This is a genomic window from Streptomyces sp. NPDC048462 (assembly GCF_043200175.1).
GTDB lineage: Bacteria > Actinomycetota > Actinomycetes > Streptomycetales > Streptomycetaceae > Streptomyces.
In genome coordinates this window covers 82,135-106,456 of sequence record NZ_JBICXG010000019.1, presented here as the reverse complement: position 1 = coordinate 106,456, position 24,322 = coordinate 82,135, and the positions used below count along the sequence as shown (strand labels likewise).

The following is a 24,322-nucleotide window of genomic DNA, read 5'->3' as shown; positions in this document are numbered from 1 at the left end:
ACCGGCGTACCCCGCGACCGGAAGGAGAGAAGGCCGGTCCCCGCGGTGTCTCCCTCGGGGCAGGTCCCGGCAAGACCGCTGAGCGCCTGACACCCGCACGACGGCGAACAGCCCCCGCGCCGGGTCCCGGCGCGGGGGCTGTTGCGGTTGCGGACGTCCGGTCAGGCGCCGGCCCCGGTGCCTGTCTCACTGCCCGTCTCGGTGCCTGCCCCGGTGCCGGTTCCGGCATCGGTCCCGGTCCCGGCATCGGTCGCCGCTTCGACCGTCAGCTCGATGACGACGGTGGCGCCGCCCTCGGCGGTGAGGCGCAGCCTGTACGTGCCCGCGGTGTCACCGGCGTGGATCTTGGCGAGGACGAGCTTCCCGTCGGCGTCGGTGCTCAGCTCCGTCAGGGTGCGGACCTGCTTGCCGTCCTTCCCCTCGAAGTAGGGGCCCTTGCCGTTCTCGACCGGCTTCTCGTCGTCGGTGATCATCGTGGCGGTGACGGCGACACCGTCGGCGGCCGCCTTCTTGTACAGCGCCTCGAACGCGATGTCGTCGAAGATGGCGCCGGTCTCGGCGGTCAGCTTCTCGGTGCCGGTCCTGGCGATCGTGTCGGCCTGCCTGGCGGTGACCGTCGCGGGGTAGCTCACGGCGGGCAGCGAGGTGCCGGTGGCCGTCGCCCGCACGGCGAACTCGCCCGTCTTCTCGCCCGCCTTCAGCACCGGCGCGGTGACCGTGCCGTCGGCGCCGGTGGTGAGGATGACGGTGCGCTTACCGCCGGCGAACGCGGCATCGGTGTCACCGGTGACGGCGAAGGTCACGGACACCTTGGCGAGCGGGCCGCCGAGGCCGTTGCGCGCCCGCACCTTGATCCGCTCGGCGAACGCGTCGCCCGCCGTGGCGGTCAGCGCGCCGGTGCCCGCGTTCCGCACACCGGCGAGGACCTGGGACGGCGTGGGGTCGGGCGTCGGCGGGTACGACGGCTTGTCGGCCGGACCGCCGGGGTCCGACGGGCCGGGGCTCGGCTTCGAGGGGGGCTTCGGGGTCGCCGAACCGTGCGGCGTGGGCGACGGATCGGGTGAGGGCGTGGTGCCGGTGCGGCCGGGGGCCGGGTCCCGGCCGGTGTCGTTGCCGCTGCCGAGGCCGGCGGGCAGGACGCCGCTGCCGTCCGGGACCTCGTGGGTGCCGCGCTTGTAGTACTCGAACCAGGAGCGGACGGTGCGCAGGTACTCGTCCGAGTGGTTGTAGCTCAGGACCGCCCGGTCCAGGTCCGCGGCGAGCGACAGGTCGCCGGAGCCGGCGCAGAGGTAGCGTCCGGCGGCCAGGGCCGCGTCGTGGATGTTGTTGGGGTCCTTGCGGCCGTCGCCGTTGCCGTCCTGGCCCCAGGTCTCCCAGGTGGACGGGATGAACTGCATCGGGCCGACCGCGCGGTCGTGCGTCGAGTCCCCGTCGTAGGCACCGTTGTCGGTGTCCTTGATCAGGGCGAAGCCCTGGCCGTTGAGGACCGGGCCGAGGATCGGGGAGAGCGTGGTGCCCTGCGCGTCGACGCGGCCGCCTCGGGCCTGGCCGGACTCGACCTTGCCGATCGCCGCGAGGAGCTGCCACGGCAGCCGGCAGGCGGCGTCCGTGCCCGCCACGGTCTGCTGGGTCTTCTTGTACGCTGCCAGGATCGAGGCCGGTATGCCCGATTCCGCGCTGCCGGTCACCGGCAGATCGACGGAAGTGCCGGGCTTGTCCGGCGTGTTCAGCGGCGGGAGGTCCGTGAAGTAGGGCGAGTTGCCGGAGGCCGCGTTGTCGTCCGAGGGCGTCGCACCGGCGGCGGGCTGGTCGTCCTCGGACGCGATCAGGGGCGAACCGGGGCCCTGCGATGCGGAGAGCGCCGCGACGGCGGCGGCGGCCACAGCAGTGGTGGTCGCCCCTCTGCGCAGTCGGCGACCGAATTGCACTGCCATAACGTGTGGGCCCTCCCCGTCGTCGGCTGTCCGCGCTCCCCTGCGCCTGGACTCAGGCGACCCTACGGCAACTTGTGCCGCCCGAACACAGTGGCCTTACCGCTTCTCACCGGTTTCTCACGTTCCGGGCCACAACGTGTACAGGAGGCGGCGACCCGGTGACGGCGGCTGGTGACGGCTGCTCACCGCATACTTCCACCATGCCGTTCACCCTCAGCCATGCCGCAGCCGTGCTGCCGGGGCTCCACCGCGACGGAACGGGGCGCGGGCCGCTCGTCGCCTCGGCCCTCGTCGCCGGTTCGTTCGCCCCCGACCTCACGTACTACGCGGACACCGCCGTTCCGGGCGCCATGGAGTTCGGGGAGGTCACGCACGCGGTGTGGGGCGTGTTCACGGTGGACGTCCTGATCACGGCGGCGGCCGTCGGACTGTGGCTGCTGCTGCGTGAACCACTGGTGGCGCTGCTGCCCCGGAAGCGTCAGGGGCGGGTGTACGCGCTGGTACGGGGAGCCCGTCGCGCCCCGGGGCGTTGGGGGGTCAGGGACGGTGCGTGGTTCGTGGCGTCGGCGGTCATCGGGGCCGGTACGCATGTCGTCTGGGACGCGTTCACCCACCACGACCGGTGGGGGGTGCGGCTGGTGCCGGTGCTCAGCCGTGACGTGGGCGGATACCCGGTGTTCCAGCTGGTGCAGTACGGCACTTCGGCCCTGGCGCTGACGGTGCTCGCCTGGTTCACGCTCTCCGCGCTGCGGCGCACCGGCGCGCGCCCGGCGCCCGCGTCCGTTCCGGTGCTGGAGCGGCGGGCGCGGTGGTACGCGGGCGGCGTCATCGGGCTGTGCGTGCTGCTGGGCACCGCTCACCGGTGCGCGCGCTGGTACGCGTACTTCGGGCACATCGACACCCCGCTCGACATCATCCCGACCGCGTGCTTCGGCGCGGGCGCCGGACTCGCGGTGGGGCTGGTGCTGTACGGGGTGTGGATGCGGCTCCCGTTCCGCGGCGGACCCGGCGCGCCGCCGCTGCCCGCCGCGGAACGGGCCCGCAGCACGAGCCCGTCCGACAGCTGAGGGCGGCACCCGCCGGGGAGCCGGGGACCGCGCGTGCCCCGCGGTCCGGGGTGCCCCGGCGGCCCCGGCTGTCAGTGCGCCGCGGACTCCCAGTCCGTGCCGACGCCGACCGACACGTCGAGCGGGGCGCGCAGCTGCACCGCGGTCGACATCTCGTGGCGCAGGATGCTCTCCACCCGCTTCCGCTCGCCCGCGGCGATCTCCAGCACGATTTCGTCATGCACCTGGAGGAGCATCCGGGACGTCAGTTCCGCCTCGGTGAGCGCCCGGTCGACCTGGAGCATCGCGACCTTCACGATGTCCGCCGCCGTGCCCTGGATCGGGGCGTTGAGCGCCATCCGCTCGGCCGTCTCCCTGCGCTGGCGGTTGTCGCTGTTCAGGTCCGGCAGGTAGCGGCGACGGCCGAAGACCGTCTCCGTGTAACCGGTGGCGCGGGCCTCCTCGACCACCCGGTGCAGATAGTCACGGACCCCGCCGAACCGCTCGAAGTAGGTGTCCATCAGGCCCCGGGCCTCGCCCGCCTCGATGTTCAGCTGCTGGGAGAGGCCGAACGCGGAGAGACCGTAGGCCAGCCCGTAGCTCATGGCCTTGATCTTGCGCCGCATCTCCGGGTCGACGGCCGTCTTCCCGACGCCGAAGACCTGTGAGGCGACCGTGGTGTGCAGGTCCTCACCGGAGGTGAACGCCTCGATCAGGCCCGCGTCCTCGGAGAGGTGGGCCATCACCCGCAGTTCGATCTGGCTGTAGTCCGCCGTCATCAGCGTCTCGAAGCCCTCGCCGACGACGAAGCCCCGGCGGATCGCCCGGCCCTCGTCCGTACGGACGGGGATGTTCTGCAGGTTGGGGTCGGTCGAGGAGAGCCGGCCGGTCGCCGCCACCGTCTGGTTGAACGTGGTGTGGATGCGGCCGTCCGCCGCGATCGTCTTGACCAGGCCCTCGACCGTCACCCGGAGCTTCGCCTGCTCGCGGTGGCGCAGCATGATGACGGGCAGCTCGTGCTCCGTCTGTGCGGCCAGCCACGCCAGCGCGTCGGCGTCCGTGGTGAAACCGGTCTTCGTCTTCTTCGTCTTCGGCAGACCCAGCTCGCCGAACAGCACTTCCTGGAGCTGCTTGGGCGAGCCGAGGTTGAACTCCCGGCCGACCGCCGCGTGCGCCTCCTTCACCGCCTGCTGCACGGCGCCCGCGAACTGCTGCTCCATGCCCTCCAGATGGGAGCGGTCCGCCGCGATGCCGTGCCGCTCCAGGCGGGCCAGCAGGATGGACGTCGGCAGCTCCATGTCGTGGAGCAGCCCGGCGGCGCCGACCTCCTTCAGCCGGGTGGTGAACGCGTCCCCGAGGTCCAGGACCGCGCGGGCCTGCGCCATCAGCGCGTCGGCCTCCGCCCGGTCGTCCGCGCCGAAGGCGAGCTGCCCGTCCGAGGCGGCCGCCGGGGCCAGCTCCCGCCCCAGGTACTCCACCGCCAGGGCGTCCAGCGCGAAGGAGCGCCGGCCGGGCTTGACCAGGTACGCGGCGAGCGCGGTGTCCATCGAGACGCCCTCGATCCGCCAGCCGTGCTCCGGGAAGACCCGCATGGCGCTCTTCGCGTTGTGCATGACCTTCGGCCGGGCGGCGTCCGAGATCCAGGCCGCGAACGCCTGCTCGTCGGCCTCGTCGAGCTGTGCGGGGTCGAACCAGGCGGCGGCCCCGCCGGCCGCGGCGAGCGCGATCTCGGTGACCGTGCCGCTGCCGAGCGCCCAGGTGTCGGCCGTGGAGACGCCGAGCGGCTGCCCGCCGTGCTCGGCCAGCCACGGGGCGACCTCGCCCGCGCCCAGCACCGTGCCGTCCAGCTCGATGCCCGCGGCCGGCGCCGGGGCCTCGTCCTCCGTCTTGCCCGGGTCCACGGCCAGCAGCCGCTCGCGCAGGCTCGGGTTGCGGATCTCCAGCACATCGAGCACTCCGGTGACCGCGGTGCGGTCGTACGGGGCGCGCTCCAGGTCGACGGGGGTCTTCGGCAGCGCCACGTCACGGACCATCTCGGTCAGCCGCCGGTTCAGCCGCACCGCGTCCAGGTGGTCGCGGAAATTCTGCCCGGCCTTGCCCTTGACCTCCTCGGCCCGCTCCACCAGCTCGTCGAACGAACCGAACTGGTTGATCCACTTCGCGGCCGTCTTCTCGCCGACCCCGGGGATGCCCGGAAGGTTGTCCGACGGGTCACCGCGCAGCGCCGCGAAATCCGGGTACTGCTGCGGGGTGAGCCCGTACTTCTCCTCGACCTTCGCCGGGGTGAAGCGGGTCAGCTCGGAGACGCCCTTGGTCGGGTACAGCACCGTCACGTTGTCCGTGATCAGCTGGAAGGAATCCCGGTCACCGGTGACGATCAGCACCTCGAACCCGGCCGCCTCGGCCTGGGTGGCCAGCGTGGCGATCACGTCGTCCGCCTCGAAACCGTCGATCGCGAAACGGTCGGCGTGCATCGCGTCGAGCAGCTCCCCGATCAGCTCGACCTGGCCCTTGAACTCGTCCGGGGTCTTCGACCGGTTCGCCTTGTACTCGGGGAACTCCTCCGAGCGCCAGGTCTTGCGGGACACGTCGAACGCCACGGCGAAATGCGTCGGCGCCTCGTCACGCAACGTGTTCGCCAGCATCGACGCGAAGCCGTACACCGCGTTCGTCGGCTGCCCCGCCCCGGTCGTGAAATTCTCCGCAGGCAGCGCAAAGAACGCCCGGTACGCCAGGGAGTGCCCGTCCATCAGGAGCAGGCGCGGTCGGTTGTCTGCCGTCTTCTTCGATGCCGTCTCAGCCACGCCCCCGATCCTGCCACGTACCACTGACAATCCGGACCGGCCGCAGTCCGCGGCCGCCCCCGGACCGCTCGGCGGGCCGCCGCGGCGCGCCGCGTGCCAGGATCGGGTGAGAAGGAAACACGCACAGCGGGCCCCACCCGGTCCGCAGCCGGCTCAAAGGGGAATGTCGATGGCCACCAAGCCGCCCGCAGGTGATCCGGTCCAGGACGCGCCGCAGGTCGAACCGGCCAAGCACGCCGCCGCCGGGCTGCCCGCCGTCGCCCACAGCCTGCGCATCGCCCAGCAGCAGATGGGGGTGCGCCGCACCGCGCAGACCCTCCTCAAGGTCAACCAGAAGAACGGCTTCGACTGCCCCGGCTGCGCCTGGCCCGAGGGCGACAAACGGCACACCGCCGAATTCTGCGAGAACGGCGCGAAGGCCGTCGCGGAGGAGGCGACGCTGCGCCGCGTCACCCCGGACTTCTTCGCCGCCCACCCCGTCTCCGACCTCGCCACCCGCAGCGGCTACTGGCTCGGCCAGCAGGGACGCATCACGCAGCCCGTGTACCTGCCCGAGGGGGCCGACCGGTACGAGGCCGTGACCTGGGAGCGCGCCTTCGCCATCATCGCCGAGGAGCTCGGCGCGCTCGGCTCCCCCGACGAGGCCCTCTTCTACACCTCCGGGCGCACCAGCAACGAGGCAGCTTTCCTCCTCCAGCTGTTCGCCCGCGAATTCGGCACCAACAACCTGCCCGACTGCTCCAACATGTGCCACGAGTCCTCCGGCTCGGCGCTTACGGAGACCATCGGCGTCGGCAAGGGCTCGGTGTCCCTGGAGGACCTGCACCACGCCGACCTGATCATCGTCGCCGGACAGAACCCCGGCACCAACCACCCCCGGATGCTCTCCGCCCTGGAGAAGGCCAAGTCCGCCGGCGCGAAGATCATCTCGGTGAACCCGCTGCCCGAGGCGGGGATGGAGCGCTTCAAGAACCCGCAGACCCCGCTCGGCATGATCAAGGGCGCCGCCCTCAACGACCTGTTCCTCCAGATCCGCATCGGTGGCGACCAGGCCCTCTTCCGACTCCTCAACAAGCTGATCCTGCAGACCGAGGGCGCCGTCGACGAGGCCTTCGTCGCGGAACACACCCACGGCTACGAGGCGTTCACCGAAGCAGCCGCCGAGGCCGACTGGGACGAGACCCTCGCCGCCACCGGCCTGGAGCGCGCCGCCATCGAAGAGGCCCTGACGATGGTCCTCGCCTCCAAGCGCACCATCGTGTGCTGGGCCATGGGCCTCACCCAGCACAAGCACTCCGTGCCGACCATCCGCGAAGTCGTCAACTTCCTTCTCCTGCGCGGCAACATCGGCCGCACCGGCGCCGGCGTCTGCCCCGTCCGGGGCCACTCCAACGTCCAGGGCGACCGCACCATGGGCATCTTCGAACGGCCCGCACCCGAATTCCTCGACGCCCTCGACAAGGAGTTCGGCATCACCTCACCGCGCCACCACGGCTACGACGTGGTCCGCTCCATCCAGGCCCTGCGCGACGGCGACGCCAAGGTCTTCTTCGCCATGGGCGGCAACTTCGTCGCCGCCACCCCCGACACCGACGTCACCGAGGCCGCCATGCGCCGGGCCCGCCTCACCGTCCACGTCTCCACCAAGGTCAACCGCTCCCACGCCGTCACCGGCACCCGCGCCCTGATCCTGCCCACCCTGGGCCGCACCGACAAGGACGTCCAGGCCGGCGGCAAGCAGTTCGTCACCGTCGAGGACTCCATGAGCATGGTCCACGCCTCCCGCGGCAACCTCACCCCCGCGAGCCCCCACCTGCTCTCCGAGCCCGCCATCGTCGCCCGCCTCGCCCGCGCCGTACTCGGACCCGCCTCGGCCACACCGTGGGAGGAGTTCGAGAAGGACTACGGCACGATCCGCGACCGCATCTCCCGCATCGTCCCCGGCTTCGACAACTTCAACCAACGCGTCGCCCACCCCGGCGGGTTCGCCCTACCGCACGGCCCCCGCGACTCCCGCCGCTTCCCCACCGCCACCGGCCGGGCCAACTTCACCGCGGCCCCCGTCGAGTTCCCCGAACTCCCCGAAGGGCGCCTGCTGTTGCAGACGCTGCGCTCCCACGACCAGTACAACACCACCATCTACGGCCTCGACGACCGCTACCGAGGCATCAAGGGCGGCCGCCGCGTCGTCCTCGTCAACCCCGACGACGCCACCGCCCTCGGCCTCACCGACGGCGCCTACGCGGACCTCGTCAGCGAATGGAAGGACGGAACCGAACGGCGCGCCCCCGGCTTCCGCGTCGTCCACTACCCCACCGCCCGGGGCTGCGCAGCCGCCTACTACCCCGAGACCAACGTCCTGGTCCCCCTCGGCTCCACCGCCGACACCAGCAACACCCCCGCCAGCAAATCCGTCGTGATCCGCTTCGAGAACGTCCACTGACACCCGGGCCGGGCGTGATCCCGGCGACAAAACCTAAGCGCCCGCTCAGCCGTCTGATAAGAACAACGGACACCACACGCGCCAGCGCATCACCGCAGAGAGACGGAGCCGGACCCATGGGCGAGCACACCGCACCCAAGTTCCCCCAGGAGATCATCGACGAGTACGCCGCCCTCGGCGTCGACCTGCCGGCCCTCTTCTCCGCCGGACACCTCGGCGAACGCATGGGTGTCCGGATCACCGAGGCCGCCGCCGGCCGCGTCGTCGGCACCATGCCCGTCGAGGGCAACACCCAGCCCTACGGACTCCTGCACGGCGGCGCCTCAGCCGTCCTCGCCGAGACCCTCGGCTCCGTCGGCGCCATGCTCCACGGCGGCGCCACCAAGGTCGCCGTCGGCGTCGACCTGAACTGCACCCATCACCGAGGGGTGCGCAGCGGTCTCGTCACCGGCGTCGCCACCCCCGTACACCGGGGCCGCACCACCACCACGTACGAGATCGTCATCACCGACGAACACGACAAGCGCGTCTGCACCGCCCGCCTCACCTGCCTCCTGCGCGACGTGCCCAAGAACGAGACCGTCTGACCGCCCGACACCCCCGCACCTCCGCTGCCCGGCCGGACCGCAATCCGGCCGGGCAGCCCCATATCCCCCCACAACCACCACCCCGCACAACGAACTTGCCCGCCCGCACCAGCCAACACCCTTGACCGCGGACCCCGTTCTGTGGCCCACTCAGCAGCCACGCACGCCCGCGCACCCGCCACCCCGCGTCGACCACGCCGCCCCCGACGTAACACTGCGTAACATCCGCGCAATGTGAACCCTCCCCGGCACACCCCGGGCCACCCGGCCCCGCAGGCACCGGGCACTTTCGCGCGCACTCTCGCGGCCTCCCGCACCCCCACCGCGCGACAGCAGCAAGATCGCTTCAAGCCCCTTAGCAGAGCTGCGCGTTCTCAGAATGCGGTCACTTCACGCTCCAGTAAAAAGCCGTACATGTCCCCACAGCCACCTCAAGCCTTCCTCAAAGGCATAACAAGACAGTCACATCATTCGGCTGACCCATCCCCGACCCCCGCCCCTGCCCTTAGAGTCACCGCCAGTCACCGCGCCGCCGGGCGCGTCTGCGGCACGGCCCTGTACCAACCAGTACGGCCCGGCGAACGACACGGCACCTCAAGCAGAGGAGGCCGCGCCAGGGAAAGGACTTTTCGTGCGACACCGTTCTTTGCTCATCCTCACCACAGTGCTCACCACAGGAGCACTGACGCTCACCGCCTGCGGGTCGCGCGACGACGACAAGAAGAGCAGCGACAGCGGCGGCACCCAGACCGTCGTCATCGGCCTCGACGCGCCCACCACGGGTGACCTGTCCGCGCTCGGCCTCGGCATCAAGAACTCCGCCGATCTCGCCGCCAAGACGGCGAACAAGAACAAGACCGTCCCCGGCATCAAGTTCGTCGTCAAGCCCCTCGACGACCAGGCGCAGCCCTCCGTCGGCCAGCAGAACGCCCAGAAGTTCATCGACGACGACACCGTCCTCGGCGTCGTCGGCCCCCTGAACTCCAGCGTCTCCCAGTCGATGCAGAAGCCGCTCAACGACGCCAGCCTCACCCAGGTCTCCCCCGCCAACACGGGCACCGAACTGACCCAGGGCGAGAACTGGAAGACCGGCGACAAGAAGCGCCCCTTCAAGACCTTCTTCCGGACCGCCACCACGGACCAGATCCAGGGCGCCTTCGCGGCGAAGTACCTCTACAACAACGCGAAGATCAAGCAGGTCTACCTGATCGACGACCAGAAGACCTACGGCGCCGGTCTCGCGGCCTCCTTCAAGGCGACCTTCACCGGCCTCGGCGGCAAGATCGCCGGCGCCGACCACGTCAACCCCGACGACCGCGACTTCAACGCCGTCGTCACCAAGGTCAAGAAGTCCGGCGCCAAGGCCGTCTACTACGGCGGCGAGTACCCCGCCGGCGCCCCCCTGAGCCAGCAGCTCAAGGACAGCGTCAAGATCCCCCTCATGGGCGGCGACGGCATGTACAGCGCCGACTTCATCAAGCTCAACAAGAAGGCCCAGGGCGACATCGCCACCTCGGTCGGCAAGCCCGTCGAAGAGCTCGACTCCGCGAAGCAGTTCATCGCGGACTACAAGACGGCCGGATACAAGGACGCCTACGAGGCCTACGGCGGCGGCACCTACGACGCCACCTGGTCCATCATCGAGGCCGTCAAGATCGCCGTCGCCGAGAACGACGGCAAGATCCCCGACGACGCCCGCGCCAAGGTCCTCGACGCCATGAGCAAGGTCAAGTTCGACGGCGTCACCGGCCCCGTCTCCTTCGACGAGTTCGGCGACACCACCAACACCATGATGACCGCCTACCAGGTGGACGGCGGCAAGTGGGCCTCCAAGCTCAGCGAGGTCTACAAGCCGTAACCAGCTCCCCGGTCACCACTGACTGACACCAGACCGCGCGGGAGCGCCAAGAGCGCTCCCGCGCGGTGCCATATCCGAACCACTCCACGGAGGCCCTGCGGTGCACGAACTGCCGCAACAGCTGGCCAATGGACTCATCCTCGGCGCGATGTACGGTCTCATCGCGATCGGTTACACGATGGTCTACGGAATCATCCAGCTCATCAACTTCGCCCACGGCGAGATCTTCATGGTCGGAGGCTTCGGTGCCCTCACCGTCTACCTCTGGATGCCGGCCGGCTCCAACCTCCTCGCGATCATCCCCCTCATGATCATCGGCGGCGTCATCTGCTCCGTCGCCATCAGCGCCGCCGCCGAACGCTTCGCCTACCGGCCCCTGCGCAACGCACCACGGCTCGCCCCGCTCATCACCGCCATCGGCCTCTCCCTCGCCCTACAGCAGGCCATCTGGAAGTGGTACCCGGACGCCAAGAAGGACCGCCCCTTCCCGCAGTTCAAGGGCGACGCCATCGACCTCTTCGGCGCCCACATCCAGCGCGGCGACCTCTTCGTCCTCATCAGCGCACCCATCTGCATGGTCGCCCTCGGCCTCTTCGTCTCCAAGACCCGCGCCGGCCGCGGCATGCAGGCCACCAGCCAGGACCCCGACACCGCCAAGCTCATGGGCATCAACACCGACCGCATCATCGTCATGGCCTTCGCCATCGGTGCCGCGTTCGCAGCCGTCGCCGCCGTCGCCTACGGGCTCAAGAACGGTCAGATCGGCTTCAAAATGGGCTTCATCATGGGCCTCAAAGCCTTCACCGCAGCCGTGCTCGGCGGAATCGGCAACATCTACGGCGCCATGCTCGGCGGCGTCGTACTCGGCATCGCCGAATCACTCGCCACCGGCTACATGAGCGACGTCCCCGGCATGGAACTCTTCGGCGGCGGTGCCTGGAAGGACGTATGGGCCTTCGTCCTCCTCATCATCGTCCTGCTGCTCCGCCCCCAGGGCCTGCTCGGCGAACGCGTCGCGGATCGGGCGTGATACGGATGACCACCCACAGCACCACCGAAGTCACGCCCGTACTCCCCGTGCCCACGGCGGCCGCCCGCGCTGTCACCACAGCCGGATCCGCGCTCACCCTCGCCTCGACGTTCCTCGCCTGGACCTGGACCGACGCGTTCCCCGGTGACCTCACCGTCACCGGCTACCCCGGCGGCCTCCAGGTCCTCACCCTCATCAGCGCAGTCATCACCCTGCTGTACGCCGCCTCCGGCTACGGCATTCGCGGCCTCGGCTGGCTCAACCCATCAGGCAGCAACAACACCGTCCTCTTCCTGGCCCTCGGCACCTTCGCCACCACCTGGTTCACCGTCATAGCCATCACGGTCGACCTCGGCGGCCTGGCGAACCTCGAACCCGGTGCGTACCTCGCCGCGGCGGCCAGCCTCATCGCCCTCCTCGGCACTTTCGGCCTCCCACTGGACCGCAGAACCAAGGCCTCCCTCCGCCCGATCCGCATGAAGCTGCCCCTGCGCATCTTCCTGTTCGGCGTAGGCACCGTCGCACTCATCCGCTTCATCCGACTCGGCAAGAGCGAACGCAGCCTCCCCCGGGCCAAACCCATCCCCGCCTGGGCCGAGATCCTCACCATCGCCGTCACCTTCGGCATCGGCCTCTACGTCTTCGCCTACGGCGTCGACACCGATTACACCGAACTCTTCATCGGCTTCCTCATCACCGCCGCCTTCGTCTTCACCGCGCTGAACCGCGCCGGACTCATCTCCCGCATCACCGCGCTGACCACGAAGCACCGCAACATCACCCTCACAGCCGCACTCGTCGCAGCCGTCTGCTTCCCCTTCACCCAGCAGAAAGAGGAATACGCGCTCATCGGCGCCAACATCCTCATCTTCGCGACCGTCGCACTCGGCCTGAACGTCGTTGTCGGCCTCGCCGGCCTCCTCGACCTCGGCTACGTCGCCTTCCTCGGCGTCGGCGCCTACGCCGCCGCCCTGGTCTCCGGCTCCACCATGTCGGCCATCGGCGTCGAATTCCCCTTCTGGGCCGCCGTCCTCACCGGCGCCGGAGCCTCACTGATCTTCGGCGTCCTCATCGGCGCACCCACCCTGCGACTACGCGGCGACTACCTCGCCATCGTCACGCTCGGCTTCGGTGAGATCTTCCGCCTCACCGTGAACAACCTCAACGGCAACAGCGGCCCCGACCTCACCAACGGCTCCCAGGGCATCCCCAGCATCCCCGACCTCAACCTCTTCGGGATCGACTTCGGGCTCAAGCACGACATCGGCGGCTTCACCCTCGGCAGGTCCGCCAACTACTACCTGCTCATGCTCGTCTTCACCGCCGTCGTCGTCCTCGTCTTCCGCCGCTCCGGAGAATCCCGCATCGGCCGCGCCTGGGTCGCCATCCGCGAGGACGAGACCGCCGCCACCGCCATGGGCATCAACGCCTTCCGGCTCAAGCTGCTCGCCTTCGCCCTCGGCGCGACCCTCGCCGGACTCGCCGGAACCGTGCAGTCGCACGTCAACTACACGGTGACACCCGAGCAGTACCAGTTCGCCGGCTCGGTACCCCCGAACTCCGCGTTCCTCCTCGCCGCCGTCATCCTCGGCGGCATGGGAACCCTCAGCGGACCCCTCGTCGGCGCCGCACTGCTCTACCTCATCCCGGCCAAGCTCCAGTTCATGCAGGACTACCAGCTCTTCCTCTTCGGCATCGCACTCATCCTCCTGATGCGCCTGCGCCCCGAAGGACTGGTCGCCGACCGCCGGAAGCAGCTCGAATTCCACGAGACCGACCAGCTCGACGTACCGGAACCCCGGAAGTCCGACGACGTCGACGCGGGCATCGCCAAGGCGGGGGCGTGACCACCATGACCACCACCACGAAGACCGGCACCCCCGTGCTCGACGCCAGCGGCGTCACCATGCGGTTCGGCGGCCTCACCGCCGTCCACAACGTCGACCTCACCGTCAACGCGGGCGAGATCGTCGGCCTCATCGGCCCCAACGGCGCCGGGAAGACCACCTTCTTCAACTGCCTCACCGGCCTCTACGTCCCCACCGAGGGCAGGGTCAGCTACAAGGGCACCGTCCTGCCGCCCAAGCCCCACCTCGTCACCCAGGCAGGCATCGCCCGCACCTTCCAGAACATCCGGCTCTTCGCCAACATGACTGTCCTGGAGAACGTCCTGGTCGGACGCCACACCAGGACCAAGGAAGGGCTCTGGTCCGCCCTCCTGCGCCTCCCCGGCTTCACCAGGGCCGAGAACGCCAGCCGGGAACGCGCCATGGAACTCCTGGAGTTCATCGGCCTCCAGGACAAGGCCGACCACCTCGCGCGCAACCTCCCCTACGGAGACCAGCGCAAGCTGGAGATCGCCCGCGCACTGGCCAGCGACCCCGGACTCCTCCTCCTGGACGAGCCCACCGCCGGCATGAACCCGCAGGAAACCCGCGTCACCGAAGAGCTCATCTTCGCCATCCGCGACCAGGGCATCGCCGTACTCGTCATCGAGCACGACATGCGCTTCATCTTCAACCTCTGCGACCGCGTCACCGTCCTCGTCCAGGGCGAGAAGCTCGTCGAGGGCACATCCGACGTCGTCCAGAGCGACGAACGCGTCGTCGCCGCCTACCTCGGCACCCCCTTCGAAGGCGCCCCCGGCGCCGAAGAACTCGCCGAGGTCGAAGCCGCCGAGGCGGTGGCCACCAAGGCACCCGCGGCCGCCCCCGCACCCACCACCGACACCACCAGCACCGAGGAGGAGGACACCCGATGACCGCACTGCTAGAGGTCGAGGACCTCCGCGTCGCCTACGGCAAGATCGAAGCCGTCAAGGGCATCTCCTTCAGCGTCGAGGCCAGCCAGGTCGTCACCCTGATCGGCACCAACGGTGCGGGCAAGACCACCACCCTGCGCACCCTCTCCGGACTGCTCAAGCCGCTCGGCGGCCGCATCCTGTTCGAGGGCAAGCCGCTGACGGGCATCCCCGCCCACAAGATCGTCGCCCTCGGCCTCGCCCACTCCCCCGAGGGCCGCCACATCTTCCCCCGGCTGACGATCACCGAGAACCTCCAGCTCGGCGCCTACCTCCGCAACGACAGGGCAGGCATCGAGAAGGACATCCAGCGCGCCTACGACCTCTTCCCCATCCTCGGGGAACGCCGCAAGCAGGCCGCAGGCACCCTCTCGGGCGGCGAGCAGCAGATGCTCGCCATGGGCAGGGCCCTGATGTGCCAGCCCAAGCTCCTGATGCTCGACGAACCCTCGATGGGCCTCTCCCCGATCATGATGCAGAAGATCATGGAGACCATCGTCGAGCTCAAGGCCCAGGGCACCACGATCCTGCTCGTCGAGCAGAACGCCCAGGCCGCGCTCTCACTGGCCGACCACGGCCACGTCATGGAGGTCGGCAAGATCGTCCTCTCCGGCACCGGCGCGGACCTCCTCCACGACGAATCGGTCCGCAAGGCCTACCTCGGCGAGGACTGAGCCCGTACGCACACGGAGAAGGCCCGCGCCCCGGACTGCTTCCGGGGCGCGGGCCTTCTCCATGTCCTAAGGAACTACTCCGCGGCCTTCTTCTTCTCCTCGGCGTCCTCGATCAGCGCCTCGGCGAGCTGCTGCATCGACAGCCGACGGTCCATCGACGTCTTCTGGATCCAGCGGAACGCGGCGGGCTCGGACAGCCCGTAGTCCGTCTGCAGAATGCTCTTCGCCCGGTCCACCAGCTTCCGGGTCTCCAGCCGCTGCGACAGGTCCGCGACCTCGCCCTCCAGCGCCTTCAGCTCCGCGAACCGCGACACCGCCATCTCGATGGCCGGCACCACGTCACTCTTGCTGAACGGCTTCACCAGGTACGCCATCGCCCCGGCGTCCCGGGCCCGCTCCACGAGGTCGCGCTGCGAGAACGCGGTGAGCATCAGGACCGGCGCGATGGACTCCTCGGCGATCTTCTCGGCCGCCGAGATCCCGTCGAGGACCGGCATCTTCACATCGAGGATGACCAGGTCGGGCTTGTGCTCCCGGGCCAGCTCGACAGCCTGCTGCCCGTCCCCGGCCTCACCGACGACCGAGTACCCCTCTTCCTCCAGCATCTCTTTGAGGTCCAGGCGGATGAGCGCCTCGTCCTCGGCGATGACGACGCGGGTCGTCAGCGGCGGGACGTGCGACTTGTCGTCGTCGGACGCGTCTACGGGCTGGGGCGACTCGGGGGTGGTCACGGGGCTCCTCGGTCAGGGCATATGGCTCTCCATGAGCCTACCTAGCTACGGTATGGTGTCACTACGCAGGGCGCTCTTGGCCCTTCCTTTCTAAGGCCCCAGTACTCCAACTGGTTAGAGAGGCGGCTCTCAAACAGCCGAAAGTGTGGGTTCGAATCCCACCTGGGGCACTTTTCCTTCGATTCCAAGGCCGCAGGGAAACGGTACGGTTTCACGTGATCGTGTGACGCCAGGCCGTTTACGCTCACGCAAGCGGCAATTCGCTCAAACTCGACCCTGTGTACGACCTTGGCACGCGTAAACGCGCACTCACCCTTCTCGATCAGGGCTTCAGTCAGAACTCCGTCAGCAAACAGACCGGGATTTCCCGGGCCGCCATCCGCTCCTGGCTCAAGCGGATAGAGCCCGTTCCGTATTTCCGCGGCAGAGAATGCCCTCGGTGCGGCGATACACCCAGGCCGCCCGACGACCCTGCCGCATACGCGTACCTGCTCGGCCTCTACCTCGGCGACGGCTGCATCAGTTCGCACAGACGAGGCGTCTATTCTCTGCGCATCGCGTGCGCCGACGCGTGGCCCGGCCTCATTGACGCCTGCGCCAGCGCTGTTCAGACGGTCCGCCCGGACAACAAGGTTTGCCGAGTCTCGAGTCCAGGCTGCCAGTACGTCACCGCCTTCAGTAAGCACTGGCCGTGCCTCTTCCCTCAGCATGGCCCCGGCAAGAAGCACCACCGAAGCATCGCTCTCGAACCCTGGCAACAGAAAATCGTCGATGCCCATCCATGGGAGCTGATCCGCGGCCTCATCCACTCCGACGGCTGCCGAATCACCAACTGGACCACACGCCTCGTCGGCGGCGTTCAACGACGCTACGAGTACCCCCGCTACTTCTTCACCAACCTGTCTGCCGACATCCTGGGGCTCTTCACCAGCACGCTCGACCAGGTCGGGGTCGAATGGAAGCACGCCAACAGGAAAAACATCTCCGTAGCCCGACGGGCGTCCGTCGCCCTCATGGACGCTCACGTCGGGCCGAAATACTGAGCGAGCCCGCTACTTCGGGCTGTCGTCCTCGCCGATGTGGTGCACCCGCACCAGGTTCGTCGAGCCCGCGACTCCGGGCGGGGAGCCGGCCGTGATGACCACGACGTCGCCCTTCCGGCAGCGGCCGATCTTCAGCAGCTCCTCGTCGACCTGGGCGACCATCGCGTCCGTCGAGTCCACGTGCGGGCCCAGGAACGTCTCCACGCCCCAGGTGAGGTTCAGCTGGGAGCGGGTGGCCGGGTCCGGGGTGAAGGCCAGGAGCGGGATGGGTGAGCGGTATCGGGAGAGGCGCTTGACCGTGTCTCCGCTCTGGGTGAAGGCCACCAGGAACTTCGCGCCGAGGAAGTCGCCCATCTCCGCCGCCGCGCGGGCGACCGCGCCGCCCTGGGTGCGGGGCTTGTTGCGGTCGGTGAGCGGCGGGAGGCCCTTGGCGAGGATGTCCTCCTCGGCGGCTTCGACGATGCGGGACATCGTGCGGACCGTCTCGATGGGGTATTTGCCGACACTGGTCTCGCCGGAGAGCATGACGGCGTCCGTGCCGTCGATGACGGCGTTGGCGACGTCGGAGGCCTCGGCGCGGGTCGGGCGGGAGTTGTCGATCATCGAGTCGAGCATCTGGGTGGCGACGATGACCGGCTTGGCGTTGCGCTTGGCGAGCTTGATGGCGCGTTTCTGGACGATCGGCACCTGCTCCAGGGGCATTTCGACGCCGAGGTCGCCGCGGGCGACCATGATGCCGTCGAAGGCGGCGACGATGTCGTCGATGTTCTCGACGGCCTGGGGCTTCTCGACCTTGGCGATGACGGGGAGGCGTCGGCCTTCCTCGTCCATGACGCGGTGGACGGGTTCGATGTCGCGTCCGCTGCGCACGAAGGAGAGGGCGATGATGTCCGCGCCGGTGCGCAGGGCCCAGCGGAGGTCGTCGATGTCCTTTTCGGAGAGGGCGGGGACGGAGACGGCGACTCCGGGGAGGTTGAGTCCCTTGTGGTCGGAGACCATGCCTCCTTCGATGACGGTGGTGTGGACGCGGGGGCCGTCGACGGCGGTCACTTCGAGGGTGACCCGGCCGTCGTCGATGAGGATGCGTTCCCCGGGGGTGACGTCGGTGTTGAGGCCGTCGTAGGTGGTGCCGCAGCTGTGGCGGTCACCTTCCATGGGTTCGACGGTGATGGTGAAGTCGTCCCCGCGTTCAAGGAGTACGGGGCCTTCGCGGAAGCGTCCCAGGCGGATCTTCGGGCCTTGAAGGTCTGCGAGGATTCCGACGCTGCGTCCGGCTTCGTCGGACGCTTTGCGTACTCGGTGGTATCGCTCTTCGTGTTCGGCGTAGGTGCCGTGGCTGAGGTTGAGGCGGGCGATGTCCATTCCCGCTGCGACCAGGGCCTTGATCTGGTCATATGTGTCGGTGGCGGGTCCTAGGGTGCAAACGATTTTTGCTCGGCGCATGGTTTGAGCCTAGACCTTACCTACGGGTAGCGAATTGGCTCCGGATGACTGCCCAACATCCTTTGGGTGAAGGCTTTTTGACAAGTGTTGAATTGTGCGGCGGGGTGCTCGGATGAGCATTCCGGTCAGAGGTTCGGTGGGGTCATGATGAAGCGGGCGTTCACCTGGGCGTAGACCGTCTGGCGTTGTGGTTCGAGGTCGAGTGCGGGGGCGGCTTCGGCGGGTGCGCCGCCGTATCCGCGGGTGAGGCCGTAGCCGCCGGGGGCGGCTGGCATGGGCGGGGCGGTGTTCTCGGCGCCGAGGTCGGCGAGTTCGACGAGGGCGGCGAGTCCGGCGCCGACGGCGTCGGCGTATTCGCGGGCGCGCTTGACGGCTTCGCGGACGGCTTGGCGGCGGGCTTCGCCGTGGGCGGATGAGTCGGGGCGCAGGTTCCACCAGGGGCCGTCGATGCGCGTCATGTCGAGGTCCGCGATGCGGGTGGTGAATTCACCGAGTGCGGTGAAGTCGCCCAGTACGGCGGTGATGTGGACGCGTCCGTGGTAGGCACGGATCTTCTCGTCGCGGCCGCGTTGGGTGAGTTCGGGGGTGATGGAGAACGCCCCGGTTTCGAGCTTCTCGACGGCCTCACCGTAGGTGCGGGCGAGTTCGAGGACGGTGGTGTTGCGTCGGGTGAGGTCGTCGAGGGCGGCGCGGCGGTCCTTTCCGCGGGCGCTGACGGTGATGCCGACGCGGGCGATCTCGGGGTCGATCTCGAGGCGGGCTTCGCCTCGGACGGCGAGGCGGGGGTGGTCGGGGGTGCCGTAGGGGTACGGAGTGTCGGTCATGGGTCCACTGTCGCACTCGGGTACGACAGCTGGTGGTCATCGAAACGAAACCTGCGGGGGGTGTTGCCGGGTGCGGTGCGTGGGTGATTATCTACGCGCGTTGTCCACGCGTGTGCGGGATCTACGCGCGTTGTGTACGAGAGCACCGAGTACGGACAGAACTGAGATGTGGGAGACGAGATGCCGCTGAACCGAAGGACGTTCCTGGGTACGTCGGCCGCGGCCGGCGCCGGTGCCGCGATCGTGGGCGGTGCCGCGGTTCCGGCCGGGGCGCACGGTCGCGGGCATGGGCACGGGCACGACCACGGGCGTCCGCAGAAGCGGTACTCGTTCACCGTGATGGGTACGACGGACCTGCACGGCAACGTCTTCAACTGGGACTACTTCACGGACAAGGAGTTCGACGACAAGGATCACAACGACGTCGGTCTGGCGAAGATCTCGACACTGGTGGAGCAGGTGCGCCGGGAGAAGGGCCGTCACAACACCCTGATGATCGATGCGGGTGACACGATCCAGGGGACGCAGCTGTCGTACTACTACGCGAAGATCGATCCGATCACGGCGAAGCGCGGTCCGGTGCATCCGATGGCGCAGGCGATGAACGTGATCGGCTACGACGCGGCGGCGCTGGGCAACCATGAGTTCAACTACGGGATTCCGGTGCTGCGCAAGTTCGAGGAGCAGTGTGATTTCCCGCTGCTGGGTGCGAACGCGCTGGACGCGAAGACGCTGAAGCCGGCGTTCGCGCCGTATGTGATCAAGAAGCTGCGGACGCCGCACGGCCGGGATGTGAAGGTGGCGATCCTGGGGCTGACGAATCCGGGTATCGCGATCTGGGACAAGGTGAACGTCGGCGGCAAGATGGTGTTCCCGGGACTTGAGGAGCAGGCGGCGAAGTTCGTGCCGCGGCTGCGGTCGATGGGCGCGGATGTGGTGATCGTGTCGGCGCACTCGGGGAACAGCGGGACGTCGTCGTACGGGGATCAGATTCCGTACGTGGAGAACGCGGCGGGTCTGGTGGCGGAGCAGGTGCCGGGGATCGACGCGATTCTGGTGGGTCACGCGCATCTGGAGATCCCCGAGTACTTCGTGGAGAACAAGGAGACCGGCAAGAAGGTCGTTCTTTCGGAGCCGTTGAAGTGGGGGCAGCGGCTGACGCTGTTCGACTTCGATCTGGTGTGGGAGAAGGGCCGCTGGGTGGTCGAGAAGGCCGGTTCGCAGGTGCTGAACTCCAACACGGCGGTGGAGGACCGGCGGATCACGCGGCTGCTGGCGGACGAGCACAAGAAGGTCGTGGCGTACGTCAATCAGGTGATCGGTACGTCGACGGCGGCGATGACCACGGCGGAGGCGGCGTGGAAGGACGAGCCGATCATCGACCTGATCAACGTGGTGCAGGCGGAGACGGTGAAGGCGGCGCTGGCGGGTGGCGAGTACGCGGCGCTTCCGGTGCTGTCGCAGGCGTCGTGCTTCTCGCGTACGGCGCAGATCCCGGCCGGTGATGTGACGATCAAGGATGCGGCGGGCCTGTATCCGTTCGAGAACACCCTTGAGGCGCGGTTGGTGACGGGTGCGCAGGTCAAGGACTATCTGGAGTTCTCGGCGCGGTATTACGTGCAGACGGCGGCCGGTGCTCCGGTGGATACGGCGAAGCTGACGAACGCGGACAACACTCCGGATTACAACTATGACGCGGTGTCGGGTCTGACGTATGACATCGACATCGCGAAGCCGAACGGTTCGCGCATTGTCGGTCTCTCGTTCGAGGGCAAGGCGATTGATCCGGCGGCGCAGTTCGTGCTGGCGGTGAACAACTACCGGGCCAGTGGTGGGGGCAACTTCCCGCATGTGCCCGCTGCGAAGCAGTTGTGGGCGAATTCGGAGGAGATCCGGAACACGATTATCGCGTGGGTGCAGGCGAAGGGTTCGGTGGACGGTGCGCAGTTCGCTTCGGTGGACTGGCGGCTGACGCGGGACGGTACGCCGGTGTTCTAGGTCACTGGTGCTCTTGGTGGGCGGCCGTCTCCTTTCCTTTCGGGGTGGGGGCGGCCGCTTCTCTGTGCGTTGAGGTGGTGCGGGGGTGTCAGTTGCTCTGGACGAGGGGGGTGAGGGTGGGGGCTTGGGTGGGGATGTTCGAGGTGTGGGGGGTGAGGCCGAAGGTGGTGAAGGCGGTGCGTTGCGGCAGGTGGTAGGCGGTGGTGCCGGTGAGGTTGTTGAGGATGGTGGCGCTGCGCCAGGCGGCCAGGCCGAGGTCGGGGGCGCCGACGCCGTGGGTGTGACGTTCGGCGTTCTGTACGTAGATGTTGCCGGTGATGGCGGGGTCGAGGTCGAGGCGGAACTGCTCGTCGATGCGGGGGCGGCCGGAGCTGTCGCGGCGCAGGTGGGTGCGGAGGCCGTCGAGCATCTGGTCGAGGGGGCGTTCGCGGTAGCCGGTGGCAAGGACGACGGCGTCGGTGGTGAGGCGGGAGCGGGTGCCTTGCTGGGTGTGTTCGAGGTGGAGCTCGACGCGGGTGGTGGCGACGCGGCCCGCGGTGCGTACGTGGACGCCGGGGGTGAGGGTGGCGTCGGGCCAGCCGCCCCGGAGGGTGCGGCGGTAGAGCTCTTCGTGGATGGCGGTGATGGTGTCGTGGTCGATGCCCTTGTGGAGCTGCCACTGGTCGGGGACGAGTTCGTCGCGGACGGGTTCGGGGAGTGCGTGGAAGTAGCGGGTGTAGTCGGGGGTGAAGTGTTCGAGGCCGAGTTTGGAGTACTCCATGGGTGCGAAGGCGGGGGTGCGGGCGAGCCAGTGGAGTTTCTCGTGGCCGGCGGGGCGGGCGCGCAGGAGGTCGAGGAAGATTTCGGCGCCGGACTGGCCCGAGCCGATGACGGTGATGTGTTCGGCGTCGAGGAGTTGTTCGCGGTGATGGAGGTAGTCGGCGGAGTGGATGACGGGGACGGATCCGGCTTCCGCGAGGGGTTTGAGGGGTTCGGGGATGTGGGGTTCGGTGCCGACGCCGAGGGCGATGTGGCGGGTGTGGGCGCGGCCGAGCGCTTCGGCTTCGCCGTGGGCGTCGAGTTGGGTGAAGTCGACTTCGAAGAGGGCGCGTTCGGGATTCCAGCGGATGGCGTCGACCTGGTGGCCGAAATGGAGGCCGGGGAGTTGCTCGGTGACCCAGCGGCAGTAGGCGTCGTATTCGGCGCGTTGGATGTGGAAGCGCTCCGCGAAGTAGAAGGGGAAGAGGCGGTCGCGGGTGCGTAGGTAGTTGAGGAAGGTCCAGGGGCTGGTGGGGTCGGCGAGGGTGACGAGGTCCGCCAGGAAGGGCACTTGGAGGCTGGCGCCGTCGATGAGGAGGCCGGGGTGCCAGTGGAAGGCGGGTCGTTGTTCGTAGAAGGTGGCGGCGAGGGGGTGGGGGCTGCCGGGGATGCCGTGGGCGAGGGCGGCGAGGGAGAGGTTGAAGGGGCCGATGCCGATGCCGACGAGGTCGTGGGGCTGGTCGGTCTCGGGGGCGGGCCGGTCGGGTCGGGGTGGCCGGGCTGTCATCGGGGTGTGCTGCCTTCCGTGATCTCTGTGGCGAGGTGGGTGACGAGGTCGAGGAGTTTCTGCAGGTCGTCGGGGGTGGTGTGGGGGTTGAGGAGGGTGGCTTTGAACCAGAGGCGGCCGTGGGCGCGGGTGCGGCCGAGTACGGCGTGACCGCGGGTGAGGAGGGTGCGGCGGATGGTGGCGACGGTGTGGTCGTCGGTGTCCGTGGGGCGGAAGAGGACGGTGGAGATGGTGGGGTGGTCGTAGAGGTCGAGGGTGGGGGTTTTGGTGATGAGGTCGGCCAGGTGGTGGGCGGCGGCGCAGGTGCGGTCGATGAGGTCGGCCAGTCCGGTGCGGCCGAGGGCCTGGAGGGTGACGGCGATCTTGAGTGCGTCGGGGCGGCGGGTGGTGCGCAGGGAGCGGCCGAGGAGGTCGGGGAGGCCGGCTTCGGTGTCGTCGTCGGCGTTGAGGTAGGGGGCGTGGTGGTGGAGGGCGTCGAGTCGGTGGTGGTCGGGGACGGCGAGGATGCCTGCCGAGGCGGGTTGCCAGCCGAGTTTGTGCAGGTCGAGGGTGACGCTGTGGGCGCGGTCGAGGCCGTGGACCTTGTTGCGGTGGGTGGGGCTGAAGAGGAGGGGCCCGCCGTAGGCGGCGTCGATGTGGAGTTCGGCGCCGTGGGCGGTGCAGAGGGCCGCGATCTCGGGGAGGGGGTCGATCTGGCCGGTGTCGGTGGTGCCGGCGGTGGCGGTGACGAGGAGGGGGGTGCCGGGCTGCTGGTGGAGGCGGTCGAGGGTGTCGGCGAGGGCGGTGAGGTCCATGACGCCGGTGGGGGCGGGGATGGTGATGGGTTCGGGGAGGCCGAGGAGCCAGGCGGCGCGGGTGATGCTGTGGTGGGCGTTGGCGCCGTGGATGGTCCGCACGGGGCCGTGGCGTTCGCGGGCGAGGAGCAGCGCGAGTTGGTTGGCTTCGGTGCCGCCGGTGGTGACGAGGGCGTCGGGTGCGGTGCTGTGGGGGTAGATCTCGGCGGCGAGTGCGGCGGTGAGGTCGGCTTCGAGGGCGGAGGCGGCGGGGGCCTGGTCCCAGGAGTCCATGGAGGGGTTGAGGGCGGAGGCGGCGAGGTCCGCCGCTGCGGCGAGGGCGAGGGGCGGGGTGTGGAGGTGGGCCGCGCAGAGGGGGTCGGCGGGGTCTGCGGCGCCCTGGGTGAGGGCGCCGATGAGGGTGGTGAGTGCGTGGTGGGCGCCGGTGCCGTGGTCGGGGATGACGGGGTGGAGGGCTGTGCGCAGGTGGGGGGTGACGGTGTCGGGGCCGCCGGCGGGGAGGGGGCCGTCGCGTCGGCGGGCGCCGTCGTGGAGCGCGGTGAGCACGGTGTCGATGAGGGGGCGCAGGGCGGCGGGGCCGGTGGTGCCTCCGGCGAGGGGCGGGGTGGGCATGGAGGTGGTGGCCCTTCGGAGCGCATGGGTGGACATCGCAGCTTGTCCGGGTTTTGGGTGGCGTGGCCGGTGAGCGCGGTGATCTGAACTCGAAAGGGGGACGGGTGTGCGATGGGGGCGGAGTTGTGGGGGTTCGGCTGGTATGGGTGCGGGGCCGTCGCCCGGAACCAGGGTCT

Annotated in this window: 17 protein-coding genes and 1 tRNA gene; 11 read left to right on the top strand and 7 right to left on the bottom strand. The window is 69.1% G+C overall.

The features are described 5' to 3' along the window. Window positions 1–161 precede the first annotated feature (161 nt). Window positions 162–1,934 (bottom strand): lytic transglycosylase domain-containing protein, encoded by a 1,773-nt coding sequence (locus ACGFU6_RS27605; RefSeq protein ID WP_393614707.1) that lies wholly within the window; start codon window positions 1,932–1,934, stop codon window positions 162–164. A gap of 200 nt (window positions 1,935–2,134) precedes the next feature. Between ACGFU6_RS27605 and ACGFU6_RS27600 the strand changes: the two genes are divergently transcribed. Further along, window positions 2,135–3,001, top strand: coding sequence for a DUF4184 family protein (locus ACGFU6_RS27600; protein WP_393614705.1), 867 nt, complete (start codon window positions 2,135–2,137; stop codon window positions 2,999–3,001). Window positions 3,002–3,072: 71 nt separating this feature from the next. On the opposite strand, the gene polA is transcribed toward ACGFU6_RS27600, so the two are convergent. Next, complete coding sequence (polA, locus tag ACGFU6_RS27595; protein ID WP_393614704.1) at window positions 3,073–5,784, bottom strand: DNA polymerase I; 2,712 nt, start codon at window positions 5,782–5,784, stop codon at window positions 3,073–3,075. A 169-nt stretch (window positions 5,785–5,953) separates the two neighbouring features. Here polA and ACGFU6_RS27590 point away from each other — a divergent pair, with 169 nt between their 5' ends. From ACGFU6_RS27590 to ACGFU6_RS27560, 7 genes are all read left to right on the top strand, one after another. After that, entirely contained in the window at window positions 5,954–8,227 is a 2,274-nt protein-coding gene (locus tag ACGFU6_RS27590; RefSeq protein ID WP_393614703.1) for an FdhF/YdeP family oxidoreductase, read from the top strand. A gap of 116 nt (window positions 8,228–8,343) precedes the next feature. Continuing rightward, complete coding sequence (locus tag ACGFU6_RS27585; RefSeq protein ID WP_393614701.1) at window positions 8,344–8,814, top strand: PaaI family thioesterase; 471 nt, start codon at window positions 8,344–8,346, stop codon at window positions 8,812–8,814. Window positions 8,815–9,460: 646 nt separating this feature from the next. Then, window positions 9,461–10,672: a branched-chain amino acid ABC transporter substrate-binding protein gene (locus tag ACGFU6_RS27580; protein ID WP_393614785.1), complete on the top strand. Its 1,212-nt coding sequence runs from the start codon at window positions 9,461–9,463 to the stop codon at window positions 10,670–10,672. Window positions 10,673–10,772: 100 nt separating this feature from the next. Further along, entirely contained in the window at window positions 10,773–11,702 is a 930-nt protein-coding gene (locus ACGFU6_RS27575) for a branched-chain amino acid ABC transporter permease (RefSeq protein ID WP_393614700.1), read from the top strand. Between the two features lie 5 nt (window positions 11,703–11,707). Continuing rightward, on the top strand, window positions 11,708–13,549 hold the full coding sequence (locus ACGFU6_RS27570) for a branched-chain amino acid ABC transporter permease (protein WP_393614699.1): 1,842 nt from the start codon (window positions 11,708–11,710) through the stop codon (window positions 13,547–13,549). Between the two features lie 5 nt (window positions 13,550–13,554). Continuing rightward, on the top strand, window positions 13,555–14,463 hold the full coding sequence (locus ACGFU6_RS27565; protein ID WP_393614783.1) for an ABC transporter ATP-binding protein: 909 nt from the start codon (window positions 13,555–13,557) through the stop codon (window positions 14,461–14,463). Next, complete coding sequence (locus ACGFU6_RS27560; protein WP_393614697.1) at window positions 14,460–15,176, top strand: ABC transporter ATP-binding protein; 717 nt, start codon at window positions 14,460–14,462, stop codon at window positions 15,174–15,176. The genes ACGFU6_RS27565 and ACGFU6_RS27560 overlap by 4 nt, the downstream gene beginning before the upstream one ends. A gap of 74 nt (window positions 15,177–15,250) precedes the next feature. Here ACGFU6_RS27560 and ACGFU6_RS27555 read toward each other — a convergent pair whose 3' ends face one another. Next, on the bottom strand, window positions 15,251–15,907 hold the full coding sequence (locus ACGFU6_RS27555) for an ANTAR domain-containing response regulator (protein ID WP_024492786.1): 657 nt from the start codon (window positions 15,905–15,907) through the stop codon (window positions 15,251–15,253). Between the two features lie 95 nt (window positions 15,908–16,002). Between ACGFU6_RS27555 and ACGFU6_RS27550 the strand changes: the two genes are divergently transcribed. Then, a tRNA-Leu gene (locus tag ACGFU6_RS27550) sits at window positions 16,003–16,077 on the top strand. A 108-nt stretch (window positions 16,078–16,185) separates the two neighbouring features. After that, window positions 16,186–16,950 carry a transcriptional regulator gene (locus tag ACGFU6_RS27545; protein ID WP_393614696.1) on the top strand — a complete coding sequence of 255 codons (765 nt, stop codon included), beginning with the start codon at window positions 16,186–16,188 and terminating at the stop codon, window positions 16,948–16,950. Window positions 16,951–16,959: 9 nt separating this feature from the next. Here ACGFU6_RS27545 and pyk read toward each other — a convergent pair whose 3' ends face one another. Then, complete coding sequence (gene pyk, locus ACGFU6_RS27540; RefSeq protein ID WP_393614694.1) at window positions 16,960–18,393, bottom strand: pyruvate kinase; 1,434 nt, start codon at window positions 18,391–18,393, stop codon at window positions 16,960–16,962. A 125-nt stretch (window positions 18,394–18,518) separates the two neighbouring features. Beyond that, the gene (locus tag ACGFU6_RS27535) at window positions 18,519–19,217 is read right to left on the bottom strand and encodes an SIMPL domain-containing protein (RefSeq protein WP_393614693.1); all 699 of its coding nucleotides are present in this window, start codon (window positions 19,215–19,217) and stop codon (window positions 18,519–18,521) included. A gap of 180 nt (window positions 19,218–19,397) precedes the next feature. On the opposite strand from ACGFU6_RS27535, the gene ACGFU6_RS27530 reads away from it, so the two are divergent. Further along, on the top strand, window positions 19,398–21,215 hold the full coding sequence (locus ACGFU6_RS27530) for a bifunctional metallophosphatase/5'-nucleotidase (protein WP_393614692.1): 1,818 nt from the start codon (window positions 19,398–19,400) through the stop codon (window positions 21,213–21,215). A gap of 88 nt (window positions 21,216–21,303) precedes the next feature. Here ACGFU6_RS27530 and ACGFU6_RS27525 read toward each other — a convergent pair whose 3' ends face one another. Together ACGFU6_RS27525 and ACGFU6_RS27520 are read right to left on the bottom strand one after the other, a co-directional pair. Next, the gene (locus tag ACGFU6_RS27525; protein ID WP_393614690.1) at window positions 21,304–22,740 is read right to left on the bottom strand and encodes a lysine N(6)-hydroxylase/L-ornithine N(5)-oxygenase family protein; all 1,437 of its coding nucleotides are present in this window, start codon (window positions 22,738–22,740) and stop codon (window positions 21,304–21,306) included. Next, window positions 22,737–24,146, bottom strand: coding sequence for a pyridoxal phosphate-dependent decarboxylase family protein (locus tag ACGFU6_RS27520; RefSeq protein ID WP_393614688.1), 1,410 nt, complete (start codon window positions 24,144–24,146; stop codon window positions 22,737–22,739). The genes ACGFU6_RS27525 and ACGFU6_RS27520 overlap by 4 nt, the downstream gene beginning before the upstream one ends. Window positions 24,147–24,322 lie beyond the last annotated feature (176 nt).

What these genes read in the sequence shown, in the direction of transcription:
- ACGFU6_RS27535 (WP_393614693.1), bottom strand. Translation starts at nt 19,217, where the DNA reads ATGACCGACACTCCGTACCCCTACGGCACCCCCGACCACCCCCGCCTC.
- ACGFU6_RS27585 (WP_393614701.1), top strand. Translation starts at nt 8,344, where the DNA reads ATGGGCGAGCACACCGCACCCAAGTTCCCCCAGGAGATCATCGACGAG.
- ACGFU6_RS27530 (WP_393614692.1), top strand. Translation starts at nt 19,398, where the DNA reads ATGCCGCTGAACCGAAGGACGTTCCTGGGTACGTCGGCCGCGGCCGGC.
- ACGFU6_RS27590 (WP_393614703.1), top strand. Translation starts at nt 5,954, where the DNA reads ATGGCCACCAAGCCGCCCGCAGGTGATCCGGTCCAGGACGCGCCGCAG.
- ACGFU6_RS27600 (WP_393614705.1), top strand. Translation starts at nt 2,135, where the DNA reads ATGCCGTTCACCCTCAGCCATGCCGCAGCCGTGCTGCCGGGGCTCCAC.
- pyk (WP_393614694.1), bottom strand. Translation starts at nt 18,393, where the DNA reads ATGCGCCGAGCAAAAATCGTTTGCACCCTAGGACCCGCCACCGACACA.
- ACGFU6_RS27570 (WP_393614699.1), top strand. Translation starts at nt 11,708, where the DNA reads ATGACCACCCACAGCACCACCGAAGTCACGCCCGTACTCCCCGTGCCC.
- ACGFU6_RS27560 (WP_393614697.1), top strand. Translation starts at nt 14,460, where the DNA reads ATGACCGCACTGCTAGAGGTCGAGGACCTCCGCGTCGCCTACGGCAAG.
- ACGFU6_RS27565 (WP_393614783.1), top strand. Translation starts at nt 13,555, where the DNA reads ATGACCACCACCACGAAGACCGGCACCCCCGTGCTCGACGCCAGCGGC.
- ACGFU6_RS27520 (WP_393614688.1), bottom strand. Translation starts at nt 24,146, where the DNA reads ATGCCCACCCCGCCCCTCGCCGGAGGCACCACCGGCCCCGCCGCCCTG.
- ACGFU6_RS27605 (WP_393614707.1), bottom strand. Translation starts at nt 1,934, where the DNA reads ATGGCAGTGCAATTCGGTCGCCGACTGCGCAGAGGGGCGACCACCACT.
- ACGFU6_RS27525 (WP_393614690.1), bottom strand. Translation starts at nt 22,740, where the DNA reads ATGACAGCCCGGCCACCCCGACCCGACCGGCCCGCCCCCGAGACCGAC.